The organism is Novosphingobium sp. ST904 (genome assembly GCF_001298105.1).
Classification (GTDB): domain Bacteria; phylum Pseudomonadota; class Alphaproteobacteria; order Sphingomonadales; family Sphingomonadaceae; genus Novosphingobium.
This window is the reverse complement of sequence record NZ_LGJH01000158.1, coordinates 62,490-79,845: the sequence shown is the minus strand read 5'-3', so window position 1 is coordinate 79,845 and position 17,356 is coordinate 62,490. Positions and strand designations below refer to the sequence as shown.

The following is a 17,356-nucleotide window of genomic DNA, read 5'->3' as shown; positions in this document are numbered from 1 at the left end:
GCTTACCGATGGCTGGCAGCCATCACCTGCACCATCAGCGCGTCCAGCCGCGCCGCGTCGATCTTGCGCACCACGGTTGCCTTGCGTTCGCCAAGGCCGGGCTGATATCCTTCGCGCCAGCTCAGCATGTCGCCATAGCCGGCGCCGAACTGCGCGTTGTAGTCCACGTAAAGCTCTTCCGCCTCGGTCACCATGCCCGGGTCGAGCAGGACACCGGCGGCGATCTCGTCCCACATCGGGAAGCCTGCCTCCATGCCGCCGATGAACCGGCCCAGTTCCGGCGCGGCCGCCGCGCTCATCGCCTTGACCAGTTCCGGGGTCAGCTGCGTGCCGGTGGCGGGATCGGCGGGCACCACCGTGATCTTGCGCCAGGGACTGCGCGAAACGATGCTCGCCGCCTCGGGATCGAAACGGGCGTTGAATTCGCGGCGCGGCGAATTGGCATATTCGCGCGCGAACTGCGCGGCCGAAACGTTGTCCAGTTGCTGCTGCGGATTGAGGCTCCCGCCCATGTAGACCAGCTCTCCCGCCAGCGCGGCGAACTCGGGATCGAGCCGCTGCGCCAGCGCAAGGTTCGTCAACGGGCCGCAGGCGACGATGGTGATCTGCCCCGGATACTTGTGGACCATGCGGATCAGGAAGTTCGCCGCGATTTCGGGCGAAGCCTTCAGTCCTGGATTGCCCCAGGGCAGGTCCACCGGATCGGTCGGTCCATGGTAGGCAGGCGTCGATTGCCGGGTAGGCTCGACCCACTGCTTCATCCACGCGCCCTTCCACGTCAGCTTGCCGTAGAGCGCTTCCCAGCGCTCCGTCAGCGCTTCGGAATTGAGCAGCGGATAAGTCGCGCCCTGGACCACCGGCACATCGCCGCGATGGGCGATCTCCAGCCCGCGCAAGGCCATCGCGGTTGCCCGATTGGCCCAGGTATTGCCGGAGACGGTGGTGATGCCAAGCACATCGACCCGATCGCTTTCCAGCAACATCAGGTGCATGAGCGCGAAGCCCTCGTCATCGATGATGACCTTGCGCCTCGCGCCGTCGGCATGGGCGGCAACCGGCAGCAGAGCCGCAAGCACCGCCAGCAGTACGGCGCGAAGCAGGGCCTTCATCGGCGATGATCCGCCATGTAGGCGTCAAGCGCGCCGAGATGCGCCGCTACCGCGCTTTCGGGCAGGAACGAGCCGGTGAAGCTGTTGCGCGCCAGCGTGGCCAGCGCTTCCTTGCCAAGCCCGCGAGCCGCCGCGACGGCGCGGTAATTGTCCGCGACATAGCCGCCGAAGTAGGCCGGATCGTCGGAATTGATGGTAGCCTTGAGCCCGTGAGCCAGCATCGCGTCGATCGGGTGATCGGCCAGGTCGTCCACCACGCAGAGCTTGTGGTTGGAAAGCGGGCAGACCGTCAGCGTCATCTCCTCGCGCACCAGCCGCTCGATCAGGGCCGGGTCTTCCAGCGCGCGATTGCCATGGTCGATGCGGTGGACGCCCAGCAGGTCCAGCGCCTGGTGGACATATTCGGGCGGACCTTCCTCGCCCGCATGCGCGGTGATCCTGAGGCCCTTCGCGCGCGCGGCGGCGAAGACGCGGGCGAACTTCTCGGGCGGATGGCCGACTTCCGAGGAATCGAGCCCCACCGCCCCGATCCGGTCGAGCCACGGCTCCGCCTGGGCCAGGGTGGCGAAGGCCGCCTCTTCCGAAAGGTGCCGCAGGAACGAGAGGATCAGGCTGCTGGACATGCCGAACGCCGCTTCGGCGGCGGCCATGGCGGAAAGCAGCCCCTCGATCACTTCGGCGAAGGGCACGCCCCGGTCGGTATGGGTCTGCGGATCAAACATCAATTCGGCATGGACCACGCCGTCCGCCGCCGCCCGCGCGAAGTAGGCCATCGCCAGATCATGGAAATCCTGCCGGTTCAGCAGCACGTTCGCGCCCGCGTAATAGATGTCGAGGAAGTCCTGCAGGTTGGAGAATTCATAGGCGGCGCGAACTTCCTCCACGGTGGCGAAGGGGATCGACACGCCGTTGCGTGTCGCCAGCGCGAACATCTGTTCGGGTTCGAGGCTGCCTTCGATGTGGAGGTGAAGCTCGGCCTTCGGCAGGCCGGCGATGAAAGTGTCGAGGTCGGTCATTCGGTATCCCTGTCCCAGGCGCAGCGGCCCAGCAGATAAGTGCGCGCGACGGCGCGGTCGTCGCCCAGCACCTGCAACGCGAAGAGCCGTTCGGCAAGGTCGGCGTGGCGGGTGCGGCGGGCGAGCAGCGGTGTCGCCTGCGTATCGAGTACCACGAAATCGGCCTCCTGCCCCACTTCGAGGCTGCCCACCCGGTCAGCGATATGAAGCAGGGCGGCACTGCCCGCCGTCGCCAGCCACAGCGCCCTGAACGGATCGAGCGCGGTGCCCTTCATCAGCGCGGCCTGATAGGCGATCCCCTGGGTGTGCAGCAGCGAGAAGGTCGTCCCCGCCCCCACGTCCGAGCCGAGGCCGAGGCGTATCCCGTGCCGGTCGGCCTGTGCGAAATCGAAGAAGCCCGAACCGAGGAACAGGTTGGAACTGGGGCAGACCGCGATCCCCGCGCCGCTTTCGTGCAGCCGCCGGCAGGCGCGATCCGGCAGGTGAATGCCATGCGCGAACACCGATCGGCCGGTGACGAGGCCGAACCGGTCGTAAGCGTCCAGATAGTCCGCCGCCGCGCTGAAACGCGCGGCCACTTCGGCGCATTCGCGGCGGTTCTCCGCAAGGTGGGTGTGCATCAGCACGTCCGGATGCTCGGCCAGCAGGGCGCCCGCATCGGCAAGCTGGGCATCGGACGAAGCCAGCGCGAAACGCGGCGTCACCGCGTAGCCCAGCCGCCCGCGTCCGCGCCAGCGGCGGATCAGCGCCTCGCTGCCCGCCCGGCCCGAGGCCACGGTGTCGTTCAGGCGGTCGGGCCCGAGGTCCATCAGCACCTTGCCCGAGATCAGCCGCATGTCCCGGTCAAGCGCGGCCTCGAACAGGGCATCGACGGACTGCTCGTGCACGGTCGGGAAGACCAGCGCGCTGGTGGTGCCGTTCCTCAGCAGTTCGCCCAGGAAGAAGGCGGCGACGGCATCGGCATGAGCCTTGTCCGCGAAGGCCTTTTCCGCCGGAAAGATGTGGCGCTCCAGCCAGTCGAGCAATTGTTCGCCATGAGAGGCGATGCGGTCCGTCTGCGGATAATGGACATGGGAATCGACGAAGCCCGGCACGACGAGGCCCGGCAACGCTTCCACCGGGACACCGGCATATCGCTCCGCCAGTTCGGCATGGGGGCCGCGCGCCGCGACCACGCCGTCCTCGACCACCAGCAGGCCGTCCGCTTCGTGGCGGACGCCTGGGGATCGCTGCGCGGGTCTCGGGAAACGGACAGGAATTCGCCGCGAAAGGCGCGGATCATGCAGCAGGCCTCTTCAGGATCGGACGCGGCGCCATGTCAGCTTCCCCGGTAAGTCGAATAGCCGAAGGGAGAGACGAGCAGCGGAACGTGATAGTGCCCCTGCCCGTCCGCCACGCCGAAGTCGATGGACACACGGTCAAGGAACGGCGGTTCCGGCAGGGTCATGCCCCTGCCGCGAAAATAGGCGGCCACCGCGAAAGTCAGGCGGTAGGCCCCCGGATCGAGCGCGGGAATGCCCGGACAGCGGCCATCGGCATTGGTCGTGCCGGTGAACAGCACCGCCCCGCCGGCGCCGCGAGTTCCAGCGCGATTCCCTCGGCCGGGCAGCCATGGGCCGTGTCGAGAACGTGCGTGGAAAGCGTGCTCATGCGGCAAACTCCGGCAGCACCGGCCATGCGCCCAGGAACTCGTGCTCGTCATAAGTCAGGAACTCGGCCACCAGCACCTCCCGGTCATCGAGGAACAACTGGTCCGCCACGCCCCTGACAAGCGCGGCAGGGCGTTCTGCAGGCCCGAAAGCGCCGATGCGGAAAGGCCGAGGCTGACGAGCGCGGAATAGTTGAACGCGAACAGCCCGTGCAGCGGCGCGGGGTCCACGCCCTGCCGCGCGGTGAACTCGAATGCGGGGCCAAGGTAGGGATGTGCGTCGATCAGGGCATTGCGCGGCCCGGTCGGCACCACTCGCTCGCCCCAGCGCTGGATAAGCCCGGCCACTTGCGCCAGTTCGGGGCGCAGGCCCGGATCGCTGACGAGCCCGGTGGAAACCACCACGAAGTCGAATTCGTGGAAGCCCAGCGGCGTCGTCACCCGCACGCGGCCCTCGTGCTCCGCCACGCCGAGCCACGGTGCGCCAAGGTGCAGCGCAAAGCCGGGCCATGCGGCGGCACGTTCGAAAGTGTCGTTGGTCGGCGGCTGGTTGTGGCCCAGGAAGCAGTCCATCGCCGCATACTTGGTGGCATCGTCCAGCGCGGGATAGCGCGCGGTGAATCCCACCCGTTCCATGAAGCGGATCGGATTGACGCGCGGCAGCGCCTTGCGGCGAATGAAGACTTCCGCCGCCGCCACGCCTTGCGAAAGCGCGAAGTTGGCATTGTCGAAAGCCGAAGCCCCGCCGCCCAGGATGCCGATGCGCTTGCCGTGCAGCGCGGCGAAATCGATAGGCTCACTGGTATGCGCCCAGAGCGATCCCGGCAGATTGTCGCGCACCATGGCGGGCGTGTGCCATTCCCCCCCGCCCTGGATGCCGGTGGCGAGCACGACCTTGCGCGCCTGTTCCACTTTGCCGTCCGCGAAGTGCAGGCGGTGCAGCCCGGCTTCGGGCAAAGGCTCGATCCGCAGCAGCTTCGCGCCGTTCGTCACCGGCAGGGCGAGCGCGCGGCGATACCAGCGCAAGTATTCCATCCAGTCGCCACGGGCGATCTTGTCCACCGCCGCCCAGCCTTCGGCGCCGTGCTGCGCTTCCCACCATGCGCGATAAGTGAGCGAGGGAATGCCGAAATCGATCGGGTTGAGATGCTTGGGCGTGCGCAGCGTGACCATGCGCGCATAGGTTTCCCACGGCCCTTCGAACCCGGGCTCGTTTTCGTCGAACACCATGACATTGCGCACGCCTTGCGAACGCAGCCCGAAGGCGGCCGAAAGCCCGCACTGCCCGCCGCCGATCACCGCGACGTCAAGCACGTCCGCACCCTCGAACGTGCGCGGCCGCACCCATTCGGGCCGGTCATGACCGATCAGCTCCAGCTCGCGCGCCAGCCGCTCTTCGAGCGCGGCCAGTCCGACCCCGCTCATGCCGCATCCTCCAGCCGCAGGCGCACGATCTCGCCGATCTGTTCCAGCGCCGTCGCCACTTCGGCGTCGCGTTCGTTGCCGAGGCGGCGCTCCATCGCGGCAAGGATGCCCGCCTTGTCGGTCAACCGCACGCAGATGATGAAGGGGAAGCCGAACCGGGCGCGGTAGGCGGCGTTCAGCGCGTGGAAGCGTTCGTATTCCCCCGGCGTCAGGCGGTCGAGACCGGCGCTGGCCTGTTCGGCGGCCGAAGCCTCGGTCAGGGTCCGGTCGATCGCCGCCTTGCCCGCCAGTTCGGGATGCGCGCGGATCAGGGCGAGCTGTTCCCCGACGCTGGCCTCATGCATAACCGCCAGGAGATCGGCATGGCGATCCCCCGAGGAAGGCCGCGCATCGGCACGCTCCTCCACCCAGGGGCTATGTTCGAAAAGCGCGGTCACGACGTGCTCCCTTCGAGGCTGACATGAGCGGAAACGACCTTCCAGCCGTCATCGAAACGCACCCAGCTCTGCGTCTGGCGGCCGCGACGGTCGGAACCCTCGCGGAAGAATTCGGCATCGGCGGTGGCGAAGCTGTCACCATAGACGGTGATGGCGACACGCCCGAGCCGGCGCTGCGGCGAGCCTCCGCGTCCCTTGCGGAATGCGCGGATTTCCTCGATCCCGTAAAGCACTTCGCCCACGCCGTAGCGGTTGGTGGTGGGCGCCTGATGGAACAGGGCGTCCATCGCCGGAACATCGTCCGCCATCAGCGCGCGCTCGTAGGCGCGAAAGGCAGCGGCCACTTCGGCGTGAAGCACGGGATCGTCGATCTTCATGCCGGGAAACGCTCCTGCCAGTGGCGCGCGATATCGATGCGCCGGGCAACCCATCCGTCTCCGCTGGCGACGACATGATCGAGGAACCGGGCAACGGCGCGGGCGCGGCCGGGCTTGCCGGCGATGCGGCCGTGCAGGCCCACCGACATCATCCGCCCGCCTTCCTCGCGAAGCTGATCGTAAGTGTCGCGCATGTGGCGGAAGAACTGCTCCCCCTCGGTAAAGCCGTTGAGCGCCACGATCTTCATGTCGTTCACGTCGAGCGTATAGGGCACCACGAGCTGCGGTTTGCCGTGCCGCCTGTCCCAATAGGGCAGGTCGTCGGCATAACTGTCCGCATCGTAGAGGAAGCCACCCTCCTCGGCGACGAGCCGCGCGGTGTTGGGCGAGGTGCGGCCCTGATACCAGCCGAGCGGGCGGCTGCCGGTGAGCCTTTCGTGAAGCGCGATGGCTTCGGCGATGTGAGCGCGTTCCACCGCTTCGGGCACGTTCTGGTAATCGATCCAGCGCAGGCCATGGCTGGCGATTTCCCAGCCGGCCTCCAGCATCGCGGCGACGGCTTCGGGGTTCATCTCCATGGCCCTGGCCACGCCGAACACCGTCACCGGCAACCCGCGCCCGGTGAACAGCCGGTGGAGCCGCCAGAACCCGGCGCGGCTGCCATATTCGTAAAGGCTCTCCATCGCCATCGCCCGGTCGGCATGGCTGGCCGCGCCGACCATCTCGCTGAGGAAGGCCTCGGAGCGTTCGTCGCCGTTGAGGACGGAATTCTCCGCGCCTTCCTCGTAGTTGATGACGAACTGCACCGCCACGCGCGCCCCGCCGGGCCACTGCGGATCGGGAGGCGTGCGGCCATAGCCGACGAGATCGCGGGCCATGTCCGCGCCCTTGCTCATGCCCGCTGCTCCCGAACTTGCGGAAAGTCCCATGCAGCCATGGCCGCCGGAACCGCCTCGCCCGGCGCAGCCTGAAGCCTCCCATGCCGAGGCACGCTTCCAGCGCCGCCAAGGTCAGCAGCACCTTGTGCTTCATGGCATTGTACCCCATCGCGCCGATCCGCCAGATCCGGCCCTGCAGGGGGCCGAAGGCGGTGCCGATCTCGATCTCGAACTGCTGCCGCATCGCCATGCGCACCGCTTCGCCGTCCACGCCTTCGGGAATGAACACGCCGGTGACGTTGGTCATCCGGTGGGCATCGTCGCCGAACAGCGTGAGCCCCATGGCGCGCAGCCCCGCCGCCATCGCCCGGCCCGCAGCCGCATGGCGGGCATAGCGGGCCTCCAGCCCTTCCCCCAATGCGATGCGCGCGCATTCGCGGGCGGCATAGAGCATCGAGGTCGCCTCGGTATGGTGGTTGAGCCGCTTGTCCGACCAGTAGTCCATCACCATGGCAAGGTCGAAATAGTTGGAACCGATGCGCGGCCCCTGCCCGTCCACGATGTCGTCGCGGCGGATGCCCTGTTCCACGTGGCGGCGGCGTCCGATGTGCTCGGCCGCCTTGTCCGAAATCGTGATCGGCGCCGAGCCGGAGGGGCCGCCCATGCACTTCTGCAAACCGCCGGTGACGACATCCACGCCCCAGCGCTCCGCCGCCAGTTCCATGCCGCCGATGGTCGCCGTGGCATCGACATAACTGAGCGCGCCCGCCTGGCGGCAGAGTTCGCCGAAGCCGTCGAGCGGCTGCGCCATCGTCGTCGAAGTGTCGCCGTGAATGGTGGCCACGACCTTGGGATGGCAGCGGGCGATGGCCTCGGCCACGCGTTCCAGCGGCACGACCTCGCCCCAGGGCGCGTCCACCGTCTCGATCACCGCGCCGATGCGGGTGAGGATTTCGGCCAGCAGCAGGCCGAAGCGCCCGAAGTTCACCACCAGCACCACGTCGCCCGGCGCCACGAGGCTGACCAGCGCCGCCTCGATCCCCGCACGCGCGGTGCCGTCCACCAGCATGGTCCACTGGTTCCGCGTGCCGAAGATCGGACGGTAGAGCGCCATGACCTGGTTCATGTAGCCGGTCATTTCCGGGTCGAACTGGCCCAGCAGGTCCGCGCTCATCGCCCGCAGCACGCGGGGGTGCGCGTTGATCGGCCCCGGCCCCATGAGCAGGCGCTGGGGCGGGTCGATCTCGCCGAAGAGCAGCGGATCAAGTTCGGTCGGCAAAGCTGTCTCCCAAGTGTTTCTGGCCCAGTTTCTCGATGAAGCCCCGCATGACCCGCAGCGCCGCATCGGCGTCGGCGGGTTCGACATGCTCGGCGGGATTGTGGCTCACGCCGTCCTTGCAGCGGATGAACAGCATCGCCGTGGGGCAGAGCGATGCCATGACCATGGCATCGTGCCCCGCACCCGAGACGAGACGGCGCACCGGCTGGCCAGCCTCGACCATGGCCGCGTCCAGAAGGTCCATCAGCACGGGATCACAAGGGCTGGCCGGCAGGTCGTGGACCCGCGCCAGATCGAGCACGAGGCCGCGCTTCGAGGCGATCTGCTCCAGCCGCGAGAGAATTTCCCGCGCCGCACGGTCCCGCCGGGCCGCCTCGCCCGAGCGCACATCGATGGTGAAGCGCACTTCGCCGGGGATCACGTTGGCAGCGCCGGGCATGGCCTCCAGCCTGCCGACGGTGGCGACGAGATCCGATCCATCCGCGCGGGCGATCTCCTCGATCGCGAGCACCATTTCGGCCGCCCCTGCCAGCGCATCGCGGCGCAGCGGCATCGAACTCGTGCCCGCGTGGCCCGCCATGCCACGCACGGTGGCGGCATAGCGCAATTGCGCGGCGATCCCGGTGACGGTGCCAAGCGCCAGCCCTTCCGCCTCCAGCGCCGGACCCTGTTCGATATGGGCTTCGAGATAGGCCACGATGTCTTCCGGCGCGCGGCGCGCGGCGCGGTAGGTCCGTGTCGAGAAGGTGTTCGTCGGCGTCTTGGCCGTCACCACGTCATAATCGGTCTTGAACGAGCCGAGCGCCACTTCCATCGACACCCCCTCGGCATCGGCAATCGCGCCGAGATCGACGTCCAGCGTTCCGGCCACGGCGCGGCTCGTCAGCATGGCGGCGGGAAAGCGCGAGCCTTCCTCGTCCCCGAAACCGTAAACCTCGATGGCGAAAGGCAGGCGGCGGCCCTGCTCGTTGAGCGCGGCGACGCATTCGATGCCGAGCATGACCCCCAGCGGGCCATCGTAGCAGCCGCCGTCCCGCACGGAATCGAGGTGGCTGCCGATCACCAGCGCCGGGGCGCCGGCCGCCTCGCCTTCGTAGCGACCATGGAGATTGGCGGCGGCATCGAGATCGACATCCATCCCCGCATCGACCATCCACGCGCCTACGAGGTCCACCGTGGCATGGTAGGCCGGGGTCAGGTAGCCGCGATAGAGGCCCTGCTCCAGCTCGCTGTAAGGCGCCGCGCCAAGGGCATCGCAGCGGGCGACGGCGCGGGCTCCGCCGGTCTCTACCATGCGGCCACGCCGCCATCGCTGCGAGGGTCGGTGGCGCCTTCGAACGTGCCGCCGGGCAGTCGCACCACGGCGCCCGCATGGCCCATCGTCGCGGTCAGCGGGCCGACCCGCTCGACGTCGTGCCCGGCCTGCGCCAGCGCGGCGTAGAGCGCCTCGTCGAAACCGTCCTCCAGCTTGAGCGAGGTCGTCGCCTCGCCCCATGTCCGGCCCAGCAGCCAGCGCGGCGCGCTGATCGCGGCCTGGAGGTCGGCGCCGTAGCGGGCATAGCGGCTGAACAGCGCCGCCTGCGTCTGTGGCTGCCCCTCGCCCCCCATGGTGCCATAGGCCATGACGCGCCCGTCCTCGAACACGGCGAGCGCGGGGTTGAGCGTGTGAAACGGCTTGCGACCGGGCTTGAGCGCATTCCACCCCGTTTCGGCCAGACGGAACGAGCTGCCCCGGTTCTGCCAGACGATCCCGCTGCGCGGCAGCACCAGGCCGGAACCGAACTCGAAATAGGTGGACTGGATGGAGGAGACCACGCAGCCTTCCCCGTCCGCCGCGCCGAACCAGCAGGTATCGCCCCACTGCGGCGGCTGCGGCCAGGGCAGCGCGCGGGCCGGATTGATCCGCGCCGCCATGGCATCAAGCGCCTGCGGATCGTCAAGCAGGGCCTGAAAATCGTAATCGGAATAGGCCGGATCGCCCACGTGCGCGTCGCGCAGCAGGAAGGCCTGCTTGGTCGCCTCGACCAGCCCGTGGACATGGGCGAAACCGCCCGGCCCATCGGCGGCGAGCCGGTCGAACAGCGCAAGGATCACCAGCGAGGCGAAGCCCTGCGTCGGCGGGGCGCTGTTGTAGAGGCGCGCGCCGCGGATGGGGACGGAAAGCGGCTGCAGCCGGGTGGCGCGATGCGCGGCAAGGTCCGCCGCCGAAACGGGGCTGCCCAGCGCGGCAAGATCCTCGGCGATCGCGGCGGCCACTTCGCCCCGGTAGAAACTGTCCAGCCCCTCTCTCGCCAGCGTGCGGAAGGTTTCGGCAAGCGCGGGATTGCGCAGCACGTCACCCTCGGCAAGCGGGCGGCCTTCCGGCTCGAACACCGCGGCATAGGCTCCCGGCGCGGCGCGCAGTTCGGCGCCCTTGGCAGCGGCGATGACAGCGCCCCCGGCGGTCACGGTCACACCTTCCCCGGCATGCCGGATCGCATCGCGCAGCAGGCGTTCGAGCGGCAGTGTCCCTCCCGAGGATTCCAGCGCCGCCGCCCAGCCTGAAATCGTCCCCGCCACCGTGTTGGCCGCCAGCGGCCCGCGCGTGGGCACCGCGTCCAGTCCGGCATAGAGCGCAAGGTCGGCGCTGCCTGACGCGCCGCCGCAGCCGTGTACCGAATGCACGGCGCCGTCCGGTTCGCGGATCAGCCAGAAACCGTCTCCGCCGATCGCGGTCATGTGCGGATAGACCACCGCCAGCGTGGCGGCCACCGCAACGGTAGCCTCCACCGCATTGCCGCCGTCCATCAGCACCGCCAGCCCCGCTTCGGCCGCAAGGCGATGCGGCGCCGTGACGATGCCGCGCGTTCCGGTAACCGTCGTCAGTTCCATCGCCTCAGTCCGGCAGCGCGGCGACGAAGGCGCGCACGACATGGGCGGAATTGACCGAGGCCAGCGCCATGAAGGCATTCATCTGGTTCGCCCCGGCATCCCCCCCGGCGAGATCGGAAAGGCTGCGGAACACGATGGCCGGCACCCGGTTGGCATAAGCGACCTGCGCCACCGCCGCGCTTTCCATGTCGAGCACGCGGGCGTGCCAGGCCTGCTGGAGATAGCCGCGAAACTCGGCATTGTCGGCAAAGACGCCCGCGCTCACCCCGGTTCCGCCCACGACGATGCGCGGCGTCTGCGGCAGGCACGGCCCGGCCTGCTCGGGCGGACCGTCCTTGGCGCAGCGGCGCAGCGTGACTTCGGACGTGACCTTGCGGGCAAGATCGACGAGGCCGGGATCGACCGCGATCGTGTAATGCCGCTGCATCGGTTCCGCCGCATTGCCCAGCCGCACGCCGCGCGGAACATCATGTTCCAGTTCTTCGGTCGCCCCTGGCATCGACTTCCTCGGGCACGACCAGCCCTGTTCGGTCTGGCGCGCGAAGGAAACCTCAAGATACTGGGCCCAGTCCTGCGCCACCACCACGTCGCCGATGGACAGTTCGGGATCGACGCCGCCGGCGATCCCGGAAAAGACGATCCGGCGCACGTTGAAGCGATCCAGCACGAGCTGCGTGTTCATCGCCGCGTTCACCATCGACACGCCGCTGGCCATCAGCACCACCGGCTTGCCCTCCAGCTTGCCGGTGAGGAAGGTAAGCCCGTTGACCTTGTATTCGCGCGGCTTGCTGATGGCCGGGGCGAGTGCGTCCCATTCGGGCGAAAACGCGGTCATCACCACGGTGCGCGGCGTATCGTCGAGCCGCTTCGCTTCGGCGGGAACCGCGCCGCAGACGGCGGCAAGGGCGAGGAACATTGCAATGGCGCGCATCAGGCGGCTCCCATCCAGACGAAGCGGGCGATGAACAGCAGGGCCAGCACCAGCAGGAACCAGTCCTTCTTCTCGATGGTGCCGCGCACGATCTTGAGCCCGGCATGGGCGGTGATGCCGAAGGCGAGGCCGTTGGCGATCGAGAAGGTGAGCGGGATCATCGCCACCGTGAGGAAGGCGGGGATCGCCGCCAGCGGATCTTCCCATTCCACCTCGGTCAACGGCAGCAGCATCAGCCCGCCGACGATGATGAGCGCGGGCGCGGTTGCCGCCAGGGGAATGAGCTGGGCGTAAGGCGCCACGAACATGGTGGCCAGGAACAGCAGCCCGGTGACCACGGCGGTCAGGCCGGTGCGCCCGCCTTCCTGCACGCCCGCCGCGCTTTCCACATAGGAGGTCACCGTGCTGGTGCCCGCCATCGAGCCGACGATGGTGGCGGTGGCATCGGTGATGAGGATGCGGTTGAGGCGCGGGATGCGGCCGTTCTCGTCCATCAGCCCGGCGCGCTTGGTCACCGCCACGAGGGTTCCGATATTGTCGAACAGGTCGACGAAGAGGAACACGAAAAGGATCTCCAGCAGACCCAGGCCATGGCTGCCGGAAAGGCCGAACACGCCCGCAAGGTCCAGCTTGAAGGCCGTGCCGGTCAGGGCTTCGAGCGAATAGGGTTCCGGCGAGACCGAGACCATGCCGCAGAGCCAGCCGACCACGCTGGTCGCCAGGATGCCGATCAGCATCGCCCCGCGCACGTTCCACACGCTGAGCGCGCCGATCACCGCCAGCCCCATCAGCGCCAGCGCCGCGCCGGGCGCCTTGAGATCGCCGAGCGCCACGAAAGTGGCGGGATTGGCAACGACGATGCCGGCGTCCTTGAAGCCGATGAAGCCGATGAACAGGCCGATGCCGCCCGCCACCGCCGCGAAGAGATATTGCGGGATCGAGGCGACGATCAGCTGGCGGACGCCGGTAACGGTCAGGACGAGGAACGCCACGCCCGATATGAACACGCAGCCCAGCGCCACCGGCCAGGGCACGCCCATCTGCTGGACGACGGTGAAGCTGAAATAGGCGTTGAGCCCCATGCCCGGCGCCAGCGCCAGCGGCGTATTGGCAACGAAGCCCATCAGGATCGAGGCGAAGGCGGCGGCAAAGCAGGTTGCGGCCGCCACCGAGGCCACCGGCATTCCCGCCGTGCCCAGGATCGCCGGATTGACCAGCACGATATAGGCCATGGTCAGGAACGTGGTCACGCCCGCCAGAACCTCGGTACGGGCGGTGGTGCCGCGCTCCTTCAGCGAAAACCAGCGCTCCAGCGCGCCCGCGCCGGGTCCTGCGGGCGGCGTGCCCGGTTCGTCGTCCGCCGTCATGTCCACTTGTGTCACCTGTCTGCCCCTTGCAGCGAGCGGATGGGCTCGCTCACCCCGATAATTCCCTGTCGTTCAAGCTGCGCGGCGAAGCGCAGCAGGGCCGGTTCCCCGTCCGGCGCGCCGATCAGTTGCAGGCCCAGCGGCAATCGCCCCGGCCGGTGCAGCGGCACGGCAAGCGAGGGCAGGCTGGTGAAGCTGATCGGCTGCGTGTGAATGCCCAGATCCGCCCTTGCGGGCGAAAGCGCGCCGTCGATCTCGATGCGCGGATCTGCGATGAGCGGGGCCGCGCAAGGTGTCGCGGGCGCCAGCAGCACATCGAAATCGGCCATCATCAAGGCGATCCGTTCCCGGAAGGCATGGCGGAAAGCTACCGCCTCCTCGTAGAGCGCGCGGGGCAGCAACGCACCTGCGAGGAGACGGTCCCGCGTTGCGGGATCGAAGGCCATGGCCTGTTCGATCAGGGCATGGCGATGGAGGTTGCCGCCTTCGAAGGCGGTAATGAGGAACGCCGCCGAACGGGCGCGGGCGATGTCCGGCAGTTCGACCTGCGGGGCATCGGGCGCGATGGCGTCGATCGCGGCGAGCTGGCCGGCATCGGCATTCTCGCGGAAGCGGCCGCCCAGACGGCCGAGGCGCAGCGGCCGATCCCCGTCTTGCGCGCTGCGGCCCGATAGCACTTCCCACACGAGCGCCATGTCCGCCGCTGTGGCGGTGAACGGCCCCACGTCGTCGAAACTCTCGGCGAAGGGAAACACGCCTGCCAGCGGAAGGTCGCCATGCGAAGGCTTCAGCCCGTAGATCCCGGTGAGGCTGGCGGGCACGCGCACCGAGCCGTTGGTGTCCGATCCCAGCGAAAACGCGAGCAGCCCGGCCGCGACCATCGCCGCCGAGCCGCCCGAGGAACCGCCGGCAAGGCGGGAGGGATCGTGAGGATTGCGGGTGGTGCCGTGGCGCGCGTTGATCGTGGCGAAGCCGTAGGCGAACTCGTCCATGTTGAGCGTGGCCACCATCACCGCGCCGGCAGAGCGCAGCCGCGCAACAGCCTCGGCATCGGCAAGCGCGGCCGGCGCCTCGGCATAGATCGAGGAGCCCGCCGTGGTCGGCAGCCCGGCCACGTCGAACAGGTCCTTCACCCCGTAAGGCACACCGGCGAGCGGTCCGGGGTCCTTGCCCGCCGCGATCGCGGCGTCGACCGCCGCCGCCTCGGCAAGGGCACGCGCGGGCAGCAGCCGCGTGATCGCCACCAGCGGATCGGCGCCGGGGGCGGGCAGCGCGGCAAGGCACTGCTCCACCACCTGCACGGCGCTTGTCCGGCCGCTGCGAACGGCCTCGGCAATCTCGCGGACGGATTTCACTTGGTCGTCCCGCGCAGGGTCTCGGCATGGCGCGCCAGCAGCGCGAGATTGGTCATGACGCCCGCCATGCAGGCCGGCGCGACGACGAGCCCGCGCTGGTCGGCAGCGCGCGCCACTTCTTCGAGGGTCAGGGGAATCGCGGGACGGTCGGACACGAAAAACGGCCTCCTCAGCAGCGCCCCGCCGCGCCGACGGGCACGGACCTCGGACACCGCGCGATCATGCCCGGCGGGCCTGGGACGGACAAGCGGGTTCGGGAGGTTTTCCGGGTTTCGGAACGGGAGGACACGCGACATGACCAAGGCTCTGCCCGTTGGCCGGTGTTCGATCAAACGCTATGATCGGGATGGATCGTTGCAAAAATTAGAGCGGCCTGCAAACCGCCGCCTCCGGCTTGCGCGGGAACCTGCGGGCGATCCCGCCCGGCACCCTAGTTCTCGGCGACCCATTCCCGCCGCAGCGCCGGTCCGGCCAGGCTCATGAGCACCGCCGCCAGCAGGTAGAGGCCAAGCCCCAGCAGCATGGAATAACGCAGCGATTCCGCTCCATAAACCGGTGCCAGCGTCTTCGACAGCGCACCCAGCGCGTAGATGCCGCCGCCAAGGCCGATCAGGTTGTTGATCAGCAGGAACAGCGCCGAGGCAGTCGCCCGGGCGGGCGGCTCGACAAGATGCTGGACCGCGCTCGTCACCGGGCCGAGCCAGACATAAGCGAGCGCCTGCGGGACGATGAACAATGCGAAGGCAAGCGCCACGCTGGATGTCCAGATTCCGCCCGCGAAAAGCGGCACCGCAACGACATAGGCCAGGGCCGGAACCCGGCCGTACCAGGCGCGGTCGGCCTTGCCGAGACGATCCGCCAGCAGGCCGCCCGCAAGCACGCCCACCGTCCCGCCGATCAGCAGGACCGCGCCGATGAACCACGATGTCTGCACGAGATCGAGCCCGAAACTGCGCTGGAGCAGGCTCGGCAGCCAGAAGGCTAGGCCGTAGCCCAGCATCGAACTGGACGCGGCGCCGAAGCTCAGCAACCAGAACGCCCGCTTGCGCACGAGCAGCGCGGCCACTTCGCCGAAGCGAACGGCGGGCGCGGCGCGGGCGGGACGGGGCTTGTCCCTGACCACCAGCCTGAACAGCGGCGCGATCAGCAGTCCGGCCAGCCCGACGGCGACGAAGGCGGCCCGCCAGTCCACACGCGCGGCAACATAGCCGCCCGCCAGCACGCCCGCCGCCGATCCCAGCGGAATGCCCAGCGAATAGACCGAAAGCGCGAAAGCCCGCCGCTCGCTCGGGAAATGATCGCCGATCACCGCATAGGACGGCGCAACGCCGCCAGCCTCGCCCACGCCCACGCCCAGCCGGGCAAGGAAGATATGCCAGAACCCGGTGGCCGCGCCGCACAGCGCAGTGAACAGGCTCCAGATCACCAGCGAACCGGTGATGACCCACGACCGGCTGGTCCGATCGGCAAGCCAGGCAAGCGGAACCCCCAGCGTGGAATAGAGCATGGCGAAGGCGAGACCTCCCAGCATGCCCATCTGCGCATCGTCGAGCGCAAGCTCCTTCTGGATCGGCGCGGCAAGGATGGCGAGGATCTGGCGGTCCACGAAGTTGAAGATGTAGACCAGAAGCAGCATCGCCAGCACCAGCCGGGGCGAGGTTGACTTGTGTAGCGTCTCGGTGCCGTTCTGGCCGTGTTCTGTGCCGCTCATGTCAGCTTACGTATTCCTTGAGAAACGCCGAGATTGCCGCCAGTGCGGGCAACTCGTCGAGGATCGGGGCATGGCCGACGCGCGGCACCTCGACATGGGCATAAGGGCCGGAGTGACGGCGCGCCATCTCGCGGACGGTTTCCATTCCGAGCAGGTCAGACAGCGCCCCTCGCACCACCAGCACCGGCGCGGCGCCCAGCAGGTCCCACAAGGGCCAGAGGTCCGGCGGCACGGTTGGCAGGGCGTCACCGTCCATGCTTCTGGAAATGGCGGGATCATAGTCGAACGAGACGGTCCCCTCGGGATTCTCCCGACAAGTGCGCCGGGCGAAGGCCAGCCAGTCCCCGCCGCCGAAATCGGGGAAGGCAACCGCATTGATCGCCCGGCACCGTGCCGCCGCCTCTTTCCACGAAGCCATCGCCCCGCCCGGCCCGACATAGCCCTGTATCCGCGCAAGTCCCGCAGGATCCAGGACCGGACCGATATCGTTGAACACGAATCCGCTGGCGAGCCCGGGCCTCAGCGCGTTCATCACCATGGCCATGAGCCCGCCCATCGAAGTGCCGACAAGACAGGCCCGCGCGATGCCGAGCCCGCCGAGCAGCGCCAGCATGTCCTGTGCATAGACGTCGGGCCGGTACTGCGCGGGATCGGGGTCCCACTGCGAAAGCCCGCGGCCCCGCTGGTCCGGCACGACCAGCCGGTAGCGCCCAGCGAGATGCCTCGCCAAGGGCTCGAAATCCGCGCTGTTGCGGGTCAGGCCGTGCATCATCAGCAGAACCGGCGCCCCGGCCTCCGCCGCCGGATAGTCGCGCGCGGCAAGATCGAGCCTCCCGCAGGCGCTGCGGTAGCGGTGGAGGCGATATTCCATCGAAAGCTAGTCCTTTCACCGCTGCCGGGCCGAACGGGTGGCCTCGGTCTCCCCGCAAGACCGGGGAAATCCCGGGCCTCC

General features: G+C 68.6%; 13 protein-coding genes and 4 pseudogenes. All 17 read right to left on the bottom strand.

Annotated elements, in window-relative coordinates:
- Positions 1-2: 2 nt before the first annotated feature.
- The 17 genes and pseudogenes from ADT71_RS21185 to ADT71_RS21100 all read right to left on the bottom strand — a co-directional run bounded on the left by ADT71_RS21185 (position 3) and on the right by ADT71_RS21100 (position 17,275).
- Complete coding sequence (locus tag ADT71_RS21185; protein ID WP_054440020.1) at positions 3-1,109, bottom strand: nucleoside hydrolase; 1,107 nt, start codon at positions 1,107-1,109, stop codon at positions 3-5.
- The gene (locus ADT71_RS21180) at positions 1,106-2,125 is read right to left on the bottom strand and encodes an adenosine deaminase (RefSeq protein WP_054440018.1); all 1,020 of its coding nucleotides are present in this window, start codon (positions 2,123-2,125) and stop codon (positions 1,106-1,108) included. Before ADT71_RS21180 ends, ADT71_RS21185 begins: the two co-directional genes overlap by 4 nt.
- Positions 2,122-3,407, bottom strand: a pseudogene (gene guaD, locus ADT71_RS21175) (guanine deaminase). The gene ADT71_RS21180 and the pseudogene guaD overlap by 4 nt, the downstream one beginning before the upstream one ends.
- Before the next feature lie 36 nt (positions 3,408-3,443).
- Positions 3,444-3,775, bottom strand: a pseudogene (gene uraH / locus ADT71_RS21170) (hydroxyisourate hydrolase).
- Positions 3,772-5,198: pseudogene (locus tag ADT71_RS21165) on the bottom strand (FAD-dependent oxidoreductase). Before ADT71_RS21165 ends, uraH begins: the two co-directional pseudogenes overlap by 4 nt.
- On the bottom strand, positions 5,195-5,635 hold the full coding sequence (gene uraD / locus ADT71_RS21160; RefSeq protein ID WP_054440016.1) for a 2-oxo-4-hydroxy-4-carboxy-5-ureidoimidazoline decarboxylase: 441 nt from the start codon (positions 5,633-5,635) through the stop codon (positions 5,195-5,197). Before uraD ends, ADT71_RS21165 begins: the two are co-directional and overlap by 4 nt.
- Entirely contained in the window at positions 5,632-6,012 is a 381-nt protein-coding gene (hpxZ, locus tag ADT71_RS21155; RefSeq protein ID WP_054440014.1) for an oxalurate catabolism protein HpxZ, read from the bottom strand. Before hpxZ ends, uraD begins: the two co-directional genes overlap by 4 nt.
- Positions 6,009-6,890 (bottom strand): allantoinase PuuE, encoded by an 882-nt coding sequence (gene puuE, locus ADT71_RS21150; protein WP_054440137.1) that lies wholly within the window; start codon positions 6,888-6,890, stop codon positions 6,009-6,011. Before puuE ends, hpxZ begins: the two co-directional genes overlap by 4 nt.
- A 14-nt stretch (positions 6,891-6,904) precedes the next feature.
- A pseudogene (locus tag ADT71_RS30610) lies at positions 6,905-8,109 on the bottom strand (alanine--glyoxylate aminotransferase family protein).
- Positions 8,110-8,152: 43 nt separating this feature from the next.
- Positions 8,153-9,463: an allantoate amidohydrolase gene (locus tag ADT71_RS21135; RefSeq protein ID WP_054440008.1), complete on the bottom strand. Its 1,311-nt coding sequence runs from the start codon at positions 9,461-9,463 to the stop codon at positions 8,153-8,155.
- Positions 9,457-11,040 carry a gamma-glutamyltransferase family protein gene (locus tag ADT71_RS21130; protein WP_054440006.1) on the bottom strand — a complete coding sequence of 528 codons (1,584 nt, stop codon included), beginning with the start codon at positions 11,038-11,040 and terminating at the stop codon, positions 9,457-9,459. The genes ADT71_RS21135 and ADT71_RS21130 overlap by 7 nt, the downstream gene beginning before the upstream one ends.
- A gap of 4 nt (positions 11,041-11,044) precedes the next feature.
- Complete coding sequence (locus ADT71_RS21125) at positions 11,045-11,971, bottom strand: 5'-methylthioadenosine/S-adenosylhomocysteine nucleosidase (protein ID WP_054440003.1); 927 nt, start codon at positions 11,969-11,971, stop codon at positions 11,045-11,047.
- Positions 11,971-13,338: an NCS2 family permease gene (locus tag ADT71_RS21120; protein ID WP_054440136.1), complete on the bottom strand. Its 1,368-nt coding sequence runs from the start codon at positions 13,336-13,338 to the stop codon at positions 11,971-11,973. Before ADT71_RS21120 ends, ADT71_RS21125 begins: the two co-directional genes overlap by 1 nt.
- Before the next feature lie 11 nt (positions 13,339-13,349).
- Positions 13,350-14,693: an AtzE family amidohydrolase gene (locus ADT71_RS21115; RefSeq protein ID WP_054440001.1), complete on the bottom strand. Its 1,344-nt coding sequence runs from the start codon at positions 14,691-14,693 to the stop codon at positions 13,350-13,352.
- Positions 14,690-14,848 carry a hypothetical protein gene (locus tag ADT71_RS31600; protein WP_156336725.1) on the bottom strand — a complete coding sequence of 53 codons (159 nt, stop codon included), beginning with the start codon at positions 14,846-14,848 and terminating at the stop codon, positions 14,690-14,692. The genes ADT71_RS21115 and ADT71_RS31600 overlap by 4 nt, the downstream gene beginning before the upstream one ends.
- A gap of 275 nt (positions 14,849-15,123) precedes the next feature.
- Positions 15,124-16,404 (bottom strand): MFS transporter, encoded by a 1,281-nt coding sequence (locus tag ADT71_RS21105; protein ID WP_054439997.1) that lies wholly within the window; start codon positions 16,402-16,404, stop codon positions 15,124-15,126.
- A gap of 1 nt (position 16,405) precedes the next feature.
- Positions 16,406-17,275: an alpha/beta fold hydrolase gene (locus tag ADT71_RS21100; RefSeq protein WP_054439996.1), complete on the bottom strand. Its 870-nt coding sequence runs from the start codon at positions 17,273-17,275 to the stop codon at positions 16,406-16,408.
- Positions 17,276-17,356: the final 81 nt, after the last annotated feature.

Excerpts from the sequence above, each read along its gene's own strand:
- puuE (WP_054440137.1), bottom strand. The coding sequence starts at position 6,890 with ATGGCCCGCGATCTCGTCGGCTATGGCCGCACGCCTCCCGATCCGCAG.
- ADT71_RS21100 (WP_054439996.1), bottom strand. The coding sequence starts at position 17,275 with ATGGAATATCGCCTCCACCGCTACCGCAGCGCCTGCGGGAGGCTCGAT.
- ADT71_RS21130 (WP_054440006.1), bottom strand. The coding sequence starts at position 11,040 with ATGGAACTGACGACGGTTACCGGAACGCGCGGCATCGTCACGGCGCCG.
- ADT71_RS21125 (WP_054440003.1), bottom strand. The coding sequence starts at position 11,971 with ATGCGCGCCATTGCAATGTTCCTCGCCCTTGCCGCCGTCTGCGGCGCG.
- ADT71_RS21135 (WP_054440008.1), bottom strand. The coding sequence starts at position 9,463 with ATGGTAGAGACCGGCGGAGCCCGCGCCGTCGCCCGCTGCGATGCCCTT.
- hpxZ (WP_054440014.1), bottom strand. The coding sequence starts at position 6,012 with ATGAAGATCGACGATCCCGTGCTTCACGCCGAAGTGGCCGCTGCCTTT.
- ADT71_RS21180 (WP_054440018.1), bottom strand. The coding sequence starts at position 2,125 with ATGACCGACCTCGACACTTTCATCGCCGGCCTGCCGAAGGCCGAGCTT.
- ADT71_RS21105 (WP_054439997.1), bottom strand. The coding sequence starts at position 16,404 with ATGAGCGGCACAGAACACGGCCAGAACGGCACCGAGACGCTACACAAG.
- ADT71_RS21185 (WP_054440020.1), bottom strand. The coding sequence starts at position 1,109 with ATGAAGGCCCTGCTTCGCGCCGTACTGCTGGCGGTGCTTGCGGCTCTG.
- ADT71_RS21120 (WP_054440136.1), bottom strand. The coding sequence starts at position 13,338 with ATGACGGCGGACGACGAACCGGGCACGCCGCCCGCAGGACCCGGCGCG.